General features: G+C 72.3%; 9 protein-coding genes. 7 read left to right on the forward strand and 2 right to left on the reverse strand.

What is annotated here, in order from left to right; all coding sequences use genetic code 11:
* The first annotated feature begins 389 nt into the window (after positions 1-389).
* From ABVB68_RS09775 to ABVB68_RS09790, 4 genes are all read left to right on the forward strand, one after another.
* Positions 390-1178 (forward strand): ABC transporter ATP-binding protein, encoded by a 789-nt coding sequence (locus ABVB68_RS09775; RefSeq protein ID WP_353600494.1) that lies wholly within the window; start codon positions 390-392, stop codon positions 1176-1178.
* Entirely contained in the window at positions 1175-3757 is a 2583-nt protein-coding gene (locus ABVB68_RS09780; RefSeq protein ID WP_353600495.1) for an ABC transporter permease, read from the forward strand. The genes ABVB68_RS09775 and ABVB68_RS09780 overlap by 4 nt, the downstream gene beginning before the upstream one ends.
* Positions 3758-4189: 432 nt before the next feature.
* Positions 4190-7723, forward strand: coding sequence for a transcription-repair coupling factor (gene mfd, locus ABVB68_RS09785; RefSeq protein ID WP_353600496.1), 3534 nt, complete (start codon positions 4190-4192; stop codon positions 7721-7723).
* Positions 7724-8134: 411 nt separating this feature from the next.
* Positions 8135-8851, forward strand: a complete 717-nt coding sequence (locus tag ABVB68_RS09790) for an HNH endonuclease family protein (RefSeq protein WP_353600497.1) — start codon at positions 8135-8137, stop codon at positions 8849-8851.
* Between the two features lie 300 nt (positions 8852-9151).
* On the opposite strand, the gene ABVB68_RS09795 is transcribed toward ABVB68_RS09790, so the two are convergent.
* Both ABVB68_RS09795 and ABVB68_RS36880 read right to left on the reverse strand, forming a co-directional pair.
* Complete coding sequence (locus tag ABVB68_RS09795) at positions 9152-9874, reverse strand: hypothetical protein (protein WP_353600498.1); 723 nt, start codon at positions 9872-9874, stop codon at positions 9152-9154.
* A 357-nt stretch (positions 9875-10231) separates the two neighbouring features.
* Positions 10232-10423, reverse strand: coding sequence for an Rv1352/Rv1906c domain-containing protein (locus ABVB68_RS36880; RefSeq protein WP_503006065.1), 192 nt, complete (start codon positions 10421-10423; stop codon positions 10232-10234).
* 181 nt (positions 10424-10604) lie between these two features.
* On the opposite strand from ABVB68_RS36880, the gene ABVB68_RS09800 reads away from it, so the two are divergent.
* From ABVB68_RS09800 to ABVB68_RS09810, 3 genes are all read left to right on the forward strand, one after another.
* On the forward strand, positions 10605-13025 hold the full coding sequence (locus ABVB68_RS09800; protein ID WP_353600499.1) for an N-6 DNA methylase: 2421 nt from the start codon (positions 10605-10607) through the stop codon (positions 13023-13025).
* A 493-nt stretch (positions 13026-13518) separates the two neighbouring features.
* Positions 13519-14211, forward strand: coding sequence for a hypothetical protein (locus ABVB68_RS09805; RefSeq protein WP_353600500.1), 693 nt, complete (start codon positions 13519-13521; stop codon positions 14209-14211).
* A gap of 38 nt (positions 14212-14249) precedes the next feature.
* A complete protein-coding gene (locus tag ABVB68_RS09810) occupies positions 14250-15743 on the forward strand; it encodes a protein kinase domain-containing protein (RefSeq protein WP_353600679.1) in 1494 nt (497 codons plus the stop codon).
* Positions 15744-15928: the final 185 nt, after the last annotated feature.

Below are 15928 nucleotides of genomic sequence, written 5' to 3' on the forward strand. Positions count from 1 at the left end.
GACCGCAGCCGCCAGCCGCTGTCACCGCCCAGACCGCAATCTGAAACGAACCGCGACTCACGTGGCGAGACGTGAACTCAAGACCAGATCACTAGGGGTACCTCCGTACTGCGGCTCGGGGGAGGTTCGTCCCGGCGGACGAGGAGCCGGGCCGGGTGCGGTCCTTAACCTGGCTTTACGCCGCAGGGGAGCGGCCGACGGCCCGGCGGCTCGCCGCCCGGGGTGGTCGGCCTCACCGGCGGGGGTGGGGTTTTCCCCCTGGAAAGAGGGGGCTTCGCACCAGCGCGCGGCACCGCGCCGGCCGCGAGACTCATGGACGTACCCAGGACGACGCTTCGGCACACCGGAGCACCAGCCACAGACTTGCCGACCGATATAGGAGACATACCGTGACATCGGCTGTAACCATTCCCAGGCACGGGGGCACTGGAGAACGTACGGCCGTTGCCGCGCGGGCGCGGCAGGTCGTGAAGGCGTACGGGTCCGGCGAGACCCGGGTCGTCGCCCTCGACCACGTCGACGTGGACATCACCCGCGGCCAGTTCACCGCGATCATGGGCCCCTCGGGGTCCGGCAAGTCCACGCTGATGCACTGCCTCGCCGGGCTCGACACCGTGACGAGCGGCCAGATCCACCTGGACGACACCGAGATCACCGGCCTGAAGGACAAGAAGCTCACCCGGCTTCGCCGCGACCGCATCGGCTTCATCTTCCAGGCGTTCAACCTGCTGCCGACACTGAACGCCATCGAGAACATCACGCTGCCCATGGACATCGCCGGCCGCAAGCCCGACCGGGCCTGGCTGGACCGGGTCGTGGAGACCGTCGGGCTCGCCGGCCGCCTCAAGCACCGGCCGACGCAGCTCTCCGGCGGCCAGCAGCAGCGCGTCGCCGTGGCCCGCGCCCTCGCCGCCCGCCCGGAGATCATCTTCGGCGACGAGCCGACCGGAAACCTCGACTCGCGCGCGGGAGCGGAGGTCCTGGGCTTCCTGCGCCGCTCGGTGGACGAACTCGGCCAGACCATCGTGATGGTCACGCACGACCCCGTGGCCGCCTCCTACGCGGACCGCGTCCTGTACCTCGCCGACGGCCGGATCGTCGACGAGATGTTCCAGCCGACGGCCGATCAGGTCCTGGACCGCATGAAGGACTTCGACGCCCGGGGGCGTACGTCATGACCGTCCTGAAGACCTCGATGCGCAACTTCCTCGCGCACAAGGGCCGCATGGCCCTGTCGGCGGTCGCGGTGCTGCTGTCGGTGGCGTTCGTGTGCGGCACGCTCGTGTTCACCGACACCATGACCACCACCTTCGACAAGCTCTTCCAGGCGACCTCCTCGGACGTGCAGGTCAGCGCCAAGGGCTCCTCCGACACCGGCGAGACCACCTCCCGCACCGGCAGGCCGCCCGTCATGCCGGCCTCCGTCCTCGGTGAGGTCCGCAAGGCCCACGGCGTGCGCTCGGCCGAGGGCACGGTGTTCTCCACCTCGGTGACCGTCGTCGACGCCGGCAAGGACAAGCTGTCGCCCAGCAGCGGCGCGCCCACCATCGTCGGCAGTTGGAACGGCAACGACGCCCGCACCATGGAGATCACCTCCGGAACGGCGCCCAAGGGCCCGGACCAGGTGATGGTCGACGCCGACACGGCCGACAAGCACGGCCTGAGGCTCGGCGACGAGATCGGCGTGATCACGGCCGTCGGCACGCACCACGCGCGCGTGTCCGGCATCGCAGCCTTCAAGGTCACCAACCCCGGCGCGGCCATCTTCTACCTGGACACCAAGACCGCCCAGCGGGCCCTGGTCGGACGGACCGGCGTCTACACCGACATCAACGTCACCGCGGCCCGGGGCGTGACCGACGAGCGGCTGAAGGCCGACGTCACCGCCGCCCTCGGACACGGCTACCGGGTGCAGACCGCCAAGGAGGTCGCCGACGCCAACCGGAAGGACCTCCAGGGCATCCTGAACGTCATGAAGTACGCGATGCTCGGCTTCGCCGGGATCGCCTTCCTGGTCGGCATCTTCCTGATCGTCAACACCTTCTCCATGCTGGTCGCCCAGCGCACCCGCGAGATCGGCCTGATGCGCGCCATCGGCTCCTCCCGCAAGCAGATCAACCGGTCGGTGCTGATCGAGGCGCTGCTGCTCGGCGTGCTCGGCTCCGTCCTCGGAGTCGGCGCCGGGATCGGCATCGCGGTCGGCCTGATGAAGCTCATGGGCCGGATGGGCATGCACCTGTCCACCGACGACCTGACCGTCGCCTGGACCACGCCGGCGCTCGGCCTGCTCCTCGGCGTGGTCGTCACCGTCCTCGCCGCCTACCTGCCGGCCCGGCGTGCCGGCAAGATCTCCCCGATGGCCGCACTGCGCGACGCCGGTGCCCCGGCCGACGCCAGGGCCGGTGCCGTCCGGGCCGTCATCGGCCTGCTCCTCACCGCCGGCGGCGGCCTGAGCCTGCGCATCGCGGCCACCGCCGACCAGGCGAAGACCGGCTCGGGCTGGCTGGGCCTGGGCGTGGTGCTCACCCTGATCGGCTTCGTCGTCATCGGCCCGCTGCTCGCCGGCGGCCTGGTCCGCGTCCTCGGTGCGCTCATCCTGCGGATCTTCGGACCCGTGGGCCGGATGGCCGAGCGCAACGCCCTGCGCAACCCGCGCCGCACCGGTGCCACCGGCGCCGCCCTGATGATCGGCCTGGCCCTGGTGGCCTGCCTGTCGGTGGTCGGCTCGTCCATGGTGGCCTCCGCCACCGACCAGCTGGACAAGACGGTGGGCACGGACTTCATCATCCAGGACGACAACGGCAAGGAGATCGTCCCGCAGGCGGTCGAGGCGATCAAGAAGACGCCGGGCCTGAAGCGGGTCACCGAGTACAGGGTCCTGGACGCGACCCTGACCACCCCGGACGGCCGCGTCTCCAAGGACGCGTCCATCAACGCGGCCGACCCGTCCTACGCGCGGGACCTGCGCACCAAGACGGTCGCCGGCAACCTGGCCGACGCCTACAGGCCCGACTCGATGTCCGTCTTCGAGGGCTTCGCCAGGAAGCACGGCCTGAAACTCGGCTCCACCGTCGCGGTCGACTTCAAGGACGGCAGGACGGCCAGGCTGACGGTCCGCGCGATCACCAGCGACGACGCCGTCATCGAAAAGGGCGCGATGTACGCCTCCATCGCCACCGCGGCCAGGTACGTGCCGGCCGACCGCATGCCGCTCGACGTCCTGGTCTTCGCCACCGCCGAGGACGGTCGGGAGAGCGCCGCCTACAAGGCGCTCAAGGCCGCGCTGCACGACGACTTCCCGCAGTACACCGTGCGCGACCAGACCGACTACAAGCAGGAGCTGAAGGACCAGATCGGCCAGCTGCTGAACATGATCTACGGCCTCCTGGCGCTCGCGATCATCGTCGCGGTCCTCGGCGTGGTGAACACCCTGGCGCTGTCCGTGGTCGAGCGGACCCGGGAGATCGGCCTCATGCGGGCCGTCGGCCTCTCCCGCCGCCAGCTGCGCCGCATGATCCGCCTGGAGTCCGTGGTGATCGCCGTCTTCGGCGCCCTGCTCGGCCTCGGCCTCGGCATGGGCTGGGGCGCGACCGCCCAGAAGCTCCTCGCCCTGGAGGGCCTGAAGATCCTGGAGATCCCCTGGCCGACGATCACCGCGGTCTTCGTCGGCTCGGCCTTCGTGGGCCTGTTCGCCGCGCTGATCCCGGCGTTCCGGGCGGGCCGGATGAACGTACTGAACGCGATCGCGACGGACTAGCCGACGGGCCGGTCCGACGGCCACCGCATGCGGGGCCGCGCGGGACGACCACCGTGCGGCCACCGTATGCGGGCCGTGCGGGACGATCACCGTGCGGCCACCGCATCCGGGCCGTGCGGGACGACCACCGCATACGGGGGTTGCGGGGGGAGGGACCCGGTGCCGGGAAGTCTTCGGGCTTCCCGGCACCGGGTCCTTCTGCGGGTCCCGGGCCGGGCCGAGGCCGTCCGCGGGCATCGGCACCGGCGCCGGCACCGACCTGGGACGAGGGCGTCCACAGGCTCCGGCGCGAAGGTGGCCCACGGGCCCGGACGCGGAGGTTGTCCACAGGCTCCGACACCGGCGCCGGCACCGTCGTACGCTGGAGACCCCCGGCCCGTCACAAGAGTCGGGCTCTTCGCGTTGCCCACACCAGGACGGAAAACCTCCTCCATGAGCCTGCACGGTCTGCTCGACGCCGTCGTCAAGGACGCCGCCCTCGCGGAAGCGATCAAGGCGGCAGCGGACGGCAACCGCATGCACGTCGACCTCGTCGGCCCCCCGGCGAGCCGCCCCTTCGCGCTCGCCGCCCTGGCCCGCGAGGCCGGCCGCCCGGTGCTGGCCGTGACGGCGACGGGCCGTGAGGCCGAGGACCTGACGGCTGCCCTGCGCTCCCTGCTGCCCCCCGAGAGCGTCGTGGAGTACCCCTCCTGGGAGACCCTCCCGCACGAGCGGCTCAGCCCCCGCAGCGACACCGTGGGCCGCCGCCTCGCCGTCCTGCGGCGCCTCGCCCACCCCCGCCCGGACGACCCCGAGACCGGCCCCGTCTCCGTCGTCGTCGCGCCCGTGCGCTCCGTGCTCCAGCCGCAGGTCAAGGGCCTCGGCGACCTGGAACCCGTGGCCCTGCGGACCGGCCGGACCGCCGACCTGAACGAGGTCGTGGAAGCCCTCGCGGCCGCCGCCTACGCGCGCGTGGAGCTCGTCGAGAAGCGCGGCGAGTTCGCCGTGCGCGGCGGCATCCTGGACGTGTTCCCGCCCACCGAGGAACACCCCCTGCGCATCGAGTTCTGGGGCGACGAGATCGAGGAGATCCGTTACTTCAAGGTCGCCGACCAGCGCTCCCTGGAGGTCGCCGAGCACGGACTGTGGGCGCCGCCCTGCCGCGAGCTGCTGCTCACCGACGACGTACGCGCCCGCGCGCGTGCCCTCGCCGAGGAGCACCCCGAGCTGGGCGAACTGCTCGGCAAGATCGCCGAGGGCATCGCCGTCGAGGGCATGGAGTCCCTGGCCCCGGTCCTCGTGGACGACATGGAGCTGCTGCTCGACGTGCTGCCCAAGGGCGCCATGGCCGTCGTCTGCGACCCCGAGCGGGTCCGCACGCGCGCCGCCGACCTCGTGGCGACCAGCCAGGAGTTCCTCCAGGCCTCCTGGGCGGCCACCGCCAGCGGCGGCGAGGCCCCCATCGACCTCGACGCGGCCTCCCTGTGGCCCCTCGCCGACGTCCGCGACCGCGCGCGCGAGCTGGACATGATGTGGTGGTCGGTCTCGCCGTTCGCCGCCGACCTGGAACTGGACGACAGCACCCTCAAGCTCGGCATGCACGCGCCCGAGACCTACCGCGGCGACACCGCGCGGGCCCTCGCCGACACCAAGGGCTGGCTGGCCGACGGCTGGCGCACGGTGTTCGTCACCGAGGGTCACGGCCCGGCCTCCCGCACGGTCGAGGTGCTCGGCGGCGAGGGCATCGCGGCCCGCATGGACGCCGACCTCGGCGAACTGAGCCCCTCCGTGGTGCACGTCTCCTGCGGCTCGATCGAGTACGGCTTCGTGGACCCGGCGCTCAAGCTGGCCGTGCTCACCGAGACCGACCTGTCCGGCCAGCGCACCGCGAGCCGGGACGGCGCCCGCATGCCGGCCCGCCGGCGCAAGACCATCGACCCGCTCACCCTGGAGCCCGGCGACTACATCGTCCACGAGCAGCACGGCGTCGGTCGCTACATCGAGATGGTGCAGCGCACCGTGCAGGGCGCCACGCGCGAGTACCTGGTCGTCGAGTACGCGCCCGCCAAGCGCGGCCAGCCCGGCGACCGGCTGTACATCCCGACCGACCAGCTGGAGCAGATCACCAAGTACGTCGGCGGCGAGGCGCCCACGCTGCACCGCCTGGGCGGCGCGGACTGGACGAAGACCAAGGCCCGCGCGAAGAAGGCCGTCAAGGAGATCGCGGCCGACCTGATCAAGCTGTACAGCGCGCGCATGGCCGCCCCCGGCCACGCCTTCGGCACCGACAGCCCCTGGCAGCGCGAGCTGGAGGACGCCTTCCCCTACGCGGAGACCCCCGACCAGCTCACCACCATCGCCGAGGTCAAGGAGGACATGGAGAAGTCGATCCCCATGGACCGCCTGGTCTGCGGCGACGTCGGTTACGGCAAGACCGAGATCGCCGTGCGGGCCGCCTTCAAGGCCGTACAGGACGGCAAGCAGGTCGCCGTACTCGTGCCCACGACCCTGCTGGTCCAGCAGCACTTCGGCACCTTCTCCGAGCGGTACGCCCAGTTCCCGGTCAACGTCCGGGCGCTGTCCCGCTTCCAGACCGACACCGAGGCCAAGGCCGTCCTGGAGGGCCTGAAGGACGGCGCGGTGGACGTCGTCATCGGCACCCACCGCCTGTTCTCCTCGGAGACCAAGTTCAAGGACCTGGGCCTGGTCATCGTCGACGAGGAGCAGCGGTTCGGCGTCGAGCACAAGGAGCAGCTGAAGAAGCTCCGTGCCAACGTGGACGTGCTGACGATGTCGGCCACCCCGATCCCGCGCACCCTGGAGATGGCGGTCACCGGCATCCGCGAGATGTCCACGATCACCACGCCGCCCGAGGAGCGGCACCCGGTGCTGACCTTCGTCGGGCCGTACGAGGAGCGGCAGATCGGCGCCGCCGTCCGCCGCGAACTGCTGCGCGAGGGCCAGGTCTTCTACATCCACAACCGGGTCGAGTCCATCGACCGCGCCGCGGCCAGGCTACGCGAGATCGTCCCCGAGGCCCGCATCGCCACCGCCCACGGCCAGATGTCGGAGACGGCCCTGGAGCAGGTCGTCGTCGACTTCTGGGAGAAGAAGTTCGACGTGCTGGTGTCGACCACGATCGTCGAGTCCGGCATCGACATCTCCAACGCCAACACACTCATCGTGGAGCGCGGCGACACCTTCGGCCTGTCCCAGCTGCACCAGCTGCGCGGCCGCGTGGGACGGGGCCGGGAGCGCGGCTACGCCTACTTCCTCTACCCCCCGGAGAAGCCGCTCACCGAGACCGCGCACGAGCGCCTGGCGACCATCGCCCAGCACACGGAGATGGGCGCGGGCATGTACGTGGCGATGAAGGACCTGGAGATCCGCGGCGCCGGAAACCTGCTCGGCGGCGAGCAGTCCGGCCACATCGCCGGTGTCGGCTTCGACCTGTACGTCCGCATGGTCGGCGAGGCCGTCGCCGACTACCGGCGGCAGCTGGAGACCGGCGAGATCGAGGAGGAGCCGCCGCTCGAGGTCAAGATCGAGCTGCCGGTGGACGCGCACGTCCCGCACGACTACGCGCCCGGCGAGCGGCTGCGCCTGCAGGCCTACCGGGCCATCGCCTCGGCCAACTCCGAGGAGGACATCAAGGCCGTCCGCGAGGAACTCACCGACCGCTACGGCAAGCTGCCCGAACCGGTGGAGAACCTGCTGCTGGTGGCCGCCCTGCGGATGCTCGCGCGCGCGTGCGGTGTCGGCGAGGTGGTGCTGCAGGGCGCCAACATCCGTTTCGCCCCCGTGGAGCTGCGCGAGTCGCAGGAGCTGCGGCTCAAGCGGCTGTACCCGGGCACGGTCATCAAGCCGTCCCTGCACCAGGTCCTCGTCCCGCGCCCGAAGACCGCGAAGGTCGGCGGCAAGCCGCTGATCGGCCGGGAACTGCTGGGCTGGGTCGGGGAGTTCCTGGCGTCGATCCTGGGGTCGTAGGCGTTGTCGATCCTGGGGTCGTAGGCGTTGCGGGGAGGGCGGGGCCAGGAGGCGTAGGGGGCGGTGTGCAGGGGGCTGTGCACCGTTCCGTACGGCGCTCCTTCTGTACTGCGGCTCTCCCGCTCTCCCGCTGTACCGCGCGCTCTCTGCACGGCGCTTTCCTGCCGTACCGCGCTCTCTCCGCACGGCTCCGACTGCCCGGAGTCGGGGGCAGTCCTGCGCCACTCCGCCTCGGACAGCCTGACCGTCGTCCCCGTCCTGCTCGCCGTCCGCGATGCGAGCGCCGTTCCGGTCCCGCGGAAGTGAAGCTTCGGGGGGCCTATCCGCCGGGAGGGCAAAGGCGGTTACCGTGGGGGTGGGACGATCCGCCCGCACCCGGGGGCGGCCAGGGGCGAGCAGGGGGAACGCGACGTGACGCGTCTGAGGGGCGGGGCGGTCACCGCCGTGGCCGTGCTGGTCGCCGTGACCGGCTGCAAGTCCGAGCAGGCCGACGGGGCCGCCGGGCCCGAGGACAACGGGAGCGGCGGCGCGGCCCTGACCGCCGCCGGCTCACTGACCGTCAAGGGGCGTGCGCCCAAGACCGGTTACTCGCGCGCCCGGTTCGGAACCGCCTGGGCGGACACCGACTCCAACTCCTGCGACACCCGCGACGACATACTCAAACGCGATCTGCGGAGCGTGAAGTTCACCGGCGGCACCTGCAAGGTCTCCTACGGCCTGCTCCAGCCGGACCCGTACTCCGGCAAGGACATCACCTACCGGCGCGGCCGCAGCCAGGTCGACATCGATCACGTCGTGGCCCTCTCGGACGCCTGGCAGAAGGGTGCCAAGTACTGGGCCCCCGGCAAGCGCATAGCGCTGGCCAACGACCCCCTCAACCTCATCGCCGTCGACGCGAGCACCAACCGCGGCAAGGGGGACGGCGACGCGGCGACCTGGCTGCCACCCGACAAGGGGTACCGCTGCACGTACGTCGCCGCGCAGGTGGCCGTCAAGAAGAAGTACGGCCTCTGGGTCACCGCCGCCGAGAAGACCGCCATGAAAAAGGTCCTCGCCACCTGCCCGAACCAGAAACTCCCCTCGGGCGGCAACCCGACCACGGCACCGGAGCGTTTCCGGGCTCGGTGAGCGGGGACTGCGGTCGCTGACGGGGCCCTTTGCGGCTCGGTTCGTGACCGACGACCCCGTGGGCCACGCTCACTACGGCCGTGTCCCCGCCGAACTCGCCGCGGCACTCGTCTACGTCGAGCCCGACGTCTGGATGCGGCACCTGCTGTGACCAGGAGACGGGCCTGTCCGGCGGGGCTCCTCCGGACGGCCCCGCCCCTCGGCCCGGCCGGGGAGCCGGGCCTGTGGTTCGGCTGGGCGGGGCGTCCGCGGGCCGGGCCCGTGGACCAGCCCGCCTGGCCGAACCGCCCGCAGTGCGTATTACGCCGCCGACTTGGCCTTCAGGGACCCCAGGAGCCGGGTCGTCAGCTTCGTGGCGGTGGCGGCACCGTTGTCACTGCCCGCCGTGGACAGCACGGTCACCACGGTGCCGCCGGAACGCGCGGCGACGAGCGTGGTGCCGTTCTCCCAGGTGCCGCTCGTCAGCGTCATCGTGTACGCCTCGTCCCCGAGGCCGGCCGTGGAGCGGCCCGTGACCTTCACCGTGGCGTGGGTGTCCGTGTCCGTGAAGGTGGCGCACCCGGTGGCGACGGAACGCAGGCCCTTCATCACGGCCTTCGCCGTGGCGCCCTGGAAGGCGTCGACCTCCTGGGCGAGTTCCTCGGTCTTGTCCTGGTTCACGTAGTCGTCCTGTGCGAAGGACACGCCCGTCTTGAAACCGGTGAGCTGGATCCAGGACGTCGCCTCCAGCCTGGTGCAGTCCGGCTTCGCGGCGCTCTTCCCGGACGGCGCGAGGAACTGGCCACCGCTGTCCGATGCACCGTCGGCCTCACGGGTGAACCCGGCCGGGAACGCCGACGCGGGCGCCAGCACCCGCTTGAGCTGCGTGCCGGTGAGCAGGCCCGCGTTGAGGTCCTTCGCCTTGGCCGGCTTGGCGCTCGCACCGGTGCCGGTGTCGGAGGAGGAACCCGGGGAGCAGGCGGAGAGAGCAAGGGGGAGAGCCGCGACGGCAAGAGCGGTGGCGACACGGGACGGGAGACGCATGACAGTCCTTCAAGGAGAAAGGTGAAACGGGGGAGTGTGTGTACGGCGTGCCGTACGGCGTCCGGGACCGGATGCCCGCCGGGTGCGGGGCCGGCGGCCGTGACCGATGAGGCGCGGCCGGACGAGCCAGGAGGCCCGAGGCGGCCGGGCCACGGACCGATGACGGAGACGAAGCGTCAAAGGCGGGTCACGGAAGCCACCGAGGCCGACGCGAAGCCGGGACACAGGGTGGACGCGCGGTGGGGCGCATGGCGATTTCTTACGGAGAGAAGCGCGGTGAGCGATGGTGCGCCCAGGAGTGGGACACGGACACCGCGATGGCAGGGAGACGCCGGCCGGCTGGCCGGTGGGGCCGGGTCAGGCCTTCTTCCACTCGCCGCAGCCGGCCGCCTTGAAGTAGGCGTCGGTCGGGCTGATGGTCACGACGGCGCTGCCGGTCACGTTGGTGGCGAGGACCGAGTTCAACCCGTGCTCGGCGTCCTTGGTGCGATGACGGCGATCCCGACGACGGCGCCGAGCGCGCTCCTGGCCTTCATGCCCATAGCGAATCCCTCCCCGAAGCGGCGGCCGCCCCCTCCGGTGACCGCTCGTTTCGCTGGGTCAATAAGACCAGAGCCCGTGAACCGAGTCAACACGATTCACAGGTCAAGTTGAGTACACGAGCGTGAAGTTCGGTCTCGTGTACGCCGGTATGCTCGGCGCACACACGGGACGAGGGGAGCGGGGGCCGGTGCAGGACAACGCGACAGAAGTGACCGCGGCCGGTATCGCGCGGCTGGCCGGAGTGGGCCGTGCCGCCGTGAGCAACTGGCGCCGTCGGCATGCCGACTTCCCCGGGCCGGTCGGCGGCAGCGAGACCAGTCCGTCCTTCGCTCTCGCCGAGGTCGAGGCCTGGCTGCGCAAGCATGGCAAGCTCGCCGAGGTTCCGCTGCGCGAACGTGTCTGGCAGCAGCTCGCCGGTCATCCCGAGGGTCCGCTGACGGCCCTGGTGCACACCGGCTGCGCGCTGCTGCTGATCAGCGAGCGCCCGACCGTCTGGCTCGACGCGAGCGCCGGCTCGGACGCGAGGTTGGCCGCGATGCTGCCCGGAGCGCTGGAGCAGGTGCTGACACCGCGGTTCGGGCTCGCGCCCGGTCCAGCGGTTCACGGCGGCCGGTCCGCGGACCCGGCGACAGGTGTGAACTCTGCCGGCCGTGCACAGGGTGTGAACCACGTGCCGACCACCCCCGCTGTGAACGCGGCACCCGCGACAACGAGCGTGAACCCCGCACCCACCCCGCCGGCTGTGAACGCCGAACAGCCCTCGCGCCCTGTGAACGTCCCGCCGACAGTTCACACTCCGCCCGACGCTCACAGCGCCCCCCCAGCCGTGCACAGCAACCCCGTCGTGGGTCACAGCGCTCCGGCCGTTCACACCCCGCCCACCACCGATCACAGCGCTCCGGTCACACCGGGCCCACAGGCCACAGGCGGCGCACCCGCCACACACGCCGCTTCCGCCCCACCAGGCACCGCCACCCCCGGCACCCCTGCCCTCCGCACTCCCACCGGCCCCCAACTTCTCCCCTCCGTCCCGCTCCTGCGCGGAGCCGCCGAGCTGGCCGCCGAGGTGGGGGCGCGGCAGACCTTCGAATTCCTGCTGGGGCGGCACCTGGACGCCAACCCGCGCCAGTACACGCTCACCCCGGCCGTACTCGCCGGTCTCATGGCCGACCTCGCCGGCCCCGCCCGCAGCGTCCTGGACCCGGCCTGCGGCACCGGCGCCCTGCTGCGTGCCGTCGACGTCCGCCCCGGCCAGGAGCTGTACGCCCAGGACAGCGCCCCGGACCTCGCCGCGCTCACGGCGCTGCGGCTGGCGTTGCACTCGCGGGCCACCGTGCGCGGTACCGCCGGCGACACCCTGCGCGCCGACGCCTACCCGGAGCTGCGCGCGGACGCGGTCCTGTGCCACCCGCCGTTCAACGAGCGCAACTGGGGCCACGACGAACTCGCCTACGACCCCCGCTGGGAGTACGGCTTCCCGGCGCGCACCGAGTCCGAGCTGGCCTGGGTGCAGCACGCGCTGGCCCGGCTGACCGACGGCGGCACCGCCGTCCTGCTCATGCCGCCGGCGGTCGCATCCCGCCGTTCGGGGCGCCGGATCCGTGCCGACCTGCTGCGGCGGGGTGCGCTCAGGGCCGTGGTCGCGCTGCCGGTCGGGGCGGCGCCGCCGTACAACATCCCGTTGCATCTGTGGGTGTTGCGCCGGCCCGACCGGTCGCCGGTGACGCCCGAGGTCCTGCTGGTGGACACCGGAAGGTTCGCCGGGGAGGGGCGGGGCGGCCCGGACTGGGGGGCCGTGCGCGACGCGGTCCTGGACGCCTGGCGCGTCTTCGCGCGCGTGGGACGGCTGGACGAGCGGCCGGGGCTCGCCCGTTCCGTGGCGGTCATCGAACTCCTCGACGACGACGTGGACCTGGCGCCCGCCCGGCATCTGCCGCCGGCGACGGCCGACGGCGCGGAGCAGCTCGCGGCCGTGCGCGAGCGCCTGGGCGCGACCCTGCGCCTGACCGCCGATCTCACCCCGCCCCCCGCGGAGCCCGCGCCGGCCGCCCGCTGGCCGCTCACGACCGTGGGTGAACTCGCGCGCGGGAGCGCGCTGGTGATGTGCGCCGGCGGAAACGGGGGCCACGCGCGCGTGCCCGTTCTCACCGACCACGACGTCCTCGCCGGAACCGCGCCGTCGGGCACGCTTCCCGAGAGCGAGGAGGAGGCCGTACTGACCGAACCGGGCGACGTCGTCGTACCGGTGGTCGGCGGGGGCTCTGTGGCGCGGGTGATCGACGAGGCGTCCGGCGGCGCCGTCCTGGGGCGCAACCTGGTGCTCCTGCGCCCCGACCGCACGGCGCTCGACCCCTGGTTCCTCGCCGGGTTCCTGCGCGGCACCGCCAACAACAGGCAGGCCAGCAGCTATGCCTCCACCGCGACCCGGCTGGACGTGCGCCGTCTGCAGTTGCCCCGGCTCCCGCTGGAGGAACAACGGCGCTACGGCGCACGCTTCCGCGCACTCGACGAGTTCGAGCGGGCGCTGCGCCACGCGAGCCGGCTCGGGGAGCATCTCGTGCGTGGAATGTACGACGGCCTCACCGACGGCACGGTCATGCCCGACTGACTCGACTGATCCGCCCCCGACCGACCCGCCGCCCCCGACCGACCCGCCGCCCCCGACCGACCCGCCGCCCCCGACCGACCCGACCCCCCGACTGACTCGACTGACCCGGCTCACCGGACAGACCCGGATACCCGGCTGACCGGGCGCACTTCCCGCCGACCCCGGCCGACCCGGTCGAACGGCACACCGCCGCTGCCCGCCCCGCACCCCGGCCCCGCTCGGCCACCGTCTCCGTTGCTCCGCCGGCGGCCGGCCGCCCGGCCGGTGTCGCCGTTGCCCGGCCGCCGTCCCGCCCGCTCGGCCACCCTCCACCGGGATCGACCGCCGCTCCGTCGCCGGGCGACCGCGGTGCCGGACAACGGTTCGGTACAGGCCGACCCGCATGTCCGTGTCGGGCCATATGCTCGAAGCGATAATCACCCGACCGGCGTCGCCCGCCCCGCGGAGCGCGCCGGCCGGACGCGTACGCCCACTTCAGGCAACAGGAGCAGCCATGCACGGCCACGGCTACGGACAGCCGGTGAAGCAGCCGCCGCACACCGGGTGGCTGGTCTTCCTGCGCGTGCTGTTCGTGGTGCTCGGGTTCCTCAGCATCGGCTTCCTGAGCTGGGTGATGCTGCTGCGGCTGGCGGCCGTCACGCGCCGCTCGCTGGACTGGGGCCTGTTCGTGGCGGTGCTGGCGGCAGACGTCCTCAGCGTCATTCTGCTGGCGAACGAGCCCGGCGACGAGGTCAACACCACCGGTGGCGACGTCGGCATGCTGCTGCTGTTGGGCTCTCTCGTGTGCGCGACGGCGTACTACCTGGCCGCGGACATACGCCACTTCATGATGCGGCAGCAGGCCTACTCGGCACAGCAGTCGGCCCCGGCGTACGGCTACCCCGGCCCCGCGACCCCGTACACCGCACCCTCCGGCCCCACCCCGCCCGTCGCGCCGAGCGTGCCCCACCAGTCCACCGCCCCGACGGCTCACACCGCCCCGCACACACCGCCTCCCATGCCGCCCACGCACTCCCCGCTGCCCACCCCGCCGTCCCAGCGCCCGGCGCCCGCCCGGATCGACCAGGTGCGCGCCGAACTGGACGAGCTGAGCGACTATCTGCGCCGGCACGACGTCCGGCGCGACGGTGAGCCGGGTGGCGGCCCCGACGGCAGGCAGGACGCCGGCCACGAGGGCGGAAGGTGACCGTGGCGACGGGACGTGTCGTCGCCGGCCGCTACGAACTGTCCACGCTGATCGGACAGGGCGGCATGGGCCAGGTCTGGACGGCCTACGACCAGCGGCTCGACCGGCGTGTGGCGGTGAAGCTCCTGCGTCCGGACAAGGTGGCGGGCCAGGAGGCCGACGAGCTGCGCCGCCGGTTCGTGCGCGAGTGCCGGGTGACCGCGCAGGTGGACCACCCGGGCCTGGTCACGGTGCACGACGCGGGCAGGGAGGGCGAGGAGCTTTTCCTCGTCATGCAGTACGTGGACGGCGCCGACCTCTCCGACCATCTCGCCGAACACACTCCGTACCCGTGGCAGTGGGCGGTCGCGGTGGCCGCGCAACTGTGCGCCGTGCTGAGCGCCGTGCACGCCGTGCCGATCGTGCACCGCGACCTCAAGCCGCGGAACGTCATGGTGAAGCAGGACGGCACCGTCACCGTCCTCGACCTGGGCGTGGCCTCCGTCATGGACACCGACACCACCCGCCTCACCCACACCGGCTCGCCGATCGGCTCGCCCGCCTACATGGCCCCGGAACAGGCGATGGGCGGCGCGGTCGGCCCGTACACCGATCTGTACGCGCTGGGCGTGCTGTTGCACGAACTGCTGAGCGGGGACGTGCCGTTCGTGGGCTCCACGGCGCTCGGTGTGCTGCACCGGCACCTGTACGAGCCCCCGCTGCCCGTGCGCCGCATCCGCCCCGAGGTCCCCGAGACGCTCGAGACCCTCGTCCTGCGGCTGCTCGCCAAGGACCCGCAGCACCGTCCGGCGTCCGCGCAGGAGGTGTACGAGGACCTGGCGCTGCTTCTGCCGGCGCGCGGGATGCCCACAGGGGCGCCTTTGGACCCCACGCGCCCCTTCCTGCGCCCTCACGCCCCCTGGCCGGACCGCGCGCGGACCCCCGCACCCCAGCCCGCTCCCGTCGCGCCCGCGCCGCCGGTGGCCGACAAGCCCGATGTGGCCGCTGCCGTGGACGAGGTCAAGCGCCTGCTGGGCGAGGGCCGTATCACCCAGGCCGTCGACATCCTCGGCACGATCCTGCCCGCGGCCGCCGAGCAGCACGGTGAGCACTCCCCGGTGGTGCGCACCCTGCGCAAGCAGTACGCGGCCACGCTCATGGACGACGGCCAGTACCGGCGCGCGCTGCCCGAACTGCGCCGTCTCGCCGACGAACGCGCCGCCGAGGCCGGCCAGGCCGACCCGCAGTCCCTGCGCTTCCGCTACGAGGCCGCGCAGTGCCTGGAACAGCTCGGTGAACCGGCGGCGGCACTCGCCGAGTACCGTGCGCTGCTGCCGTACTACGAGAACCAGTACGTCTCCGGCGACCCGCAACTCGCCCACGAGGTCCGCCGGCGCATCGGCCATCTGCTGCTTGCCCTCGGCGACCGGCCGGCCGCGCACGACGCGCTCGCACGGCTGGTGATGGACGTGGAGCGGGTCCACGGTCCCGGCCACCCGATGGCCGTGGAGATCCGGCGCACCCTGCAATGGCTGGGGCAGGTCCGGGGCTAGACTTGGCCGGCCCTTGGAAGGATCTTGTGAACTCCGTGGGCCCGGTTTTCCCGAAAGCACAGGCGGGGCCGGATACGGTGCGCTTCGTTTTCACCGGACGGCGCGGCTCGACGAGACCGTGAAGGCGGCGTGGAAACGCGGCCCGGCGCACACCGGACGACATCGCACAGACATCAGGGGTGGGG

This window comes from Streptomyces sp. NPDC096012 (genome assembly GCF_040426375.1).
Taxonomy (GTDB): Bacteria; Actinomycetota; Actinomycetes; order Streptomycetales; family Streptomycetaceae; genus Streptomyces.

Coding starts and splice junctions, on each gene's coding strand:
- ABVB68_RS09780 (WP_353600495.1), top strand. CDS start 1,175: ATGACCGTCCTGAAGACCTCGATGCGCAACTTCCTCGCGCACAAGGGC.
- mfd (WP_353600496.1), top strand. CDS start 4,190: ATGAGCCTGCACGGTCTGCTCGACGCCGTCGTCAAGGACGCCGCCCTC.
- ABVB68_RS09795 (WP_353600498.1), bottom strand. CDS start 9,874: ATGCGTCTCCCGTCCCGTGTCGCCACCGCTCTTGCCGTCGCGGCTCTC.
- ABVB68_RS09805 (WP_353600500.1), top strand. CDS start 13,519: ATGCACGGCCACGGCTACGGACAGCCGGTGAAGCAGCCGCCGCACACC.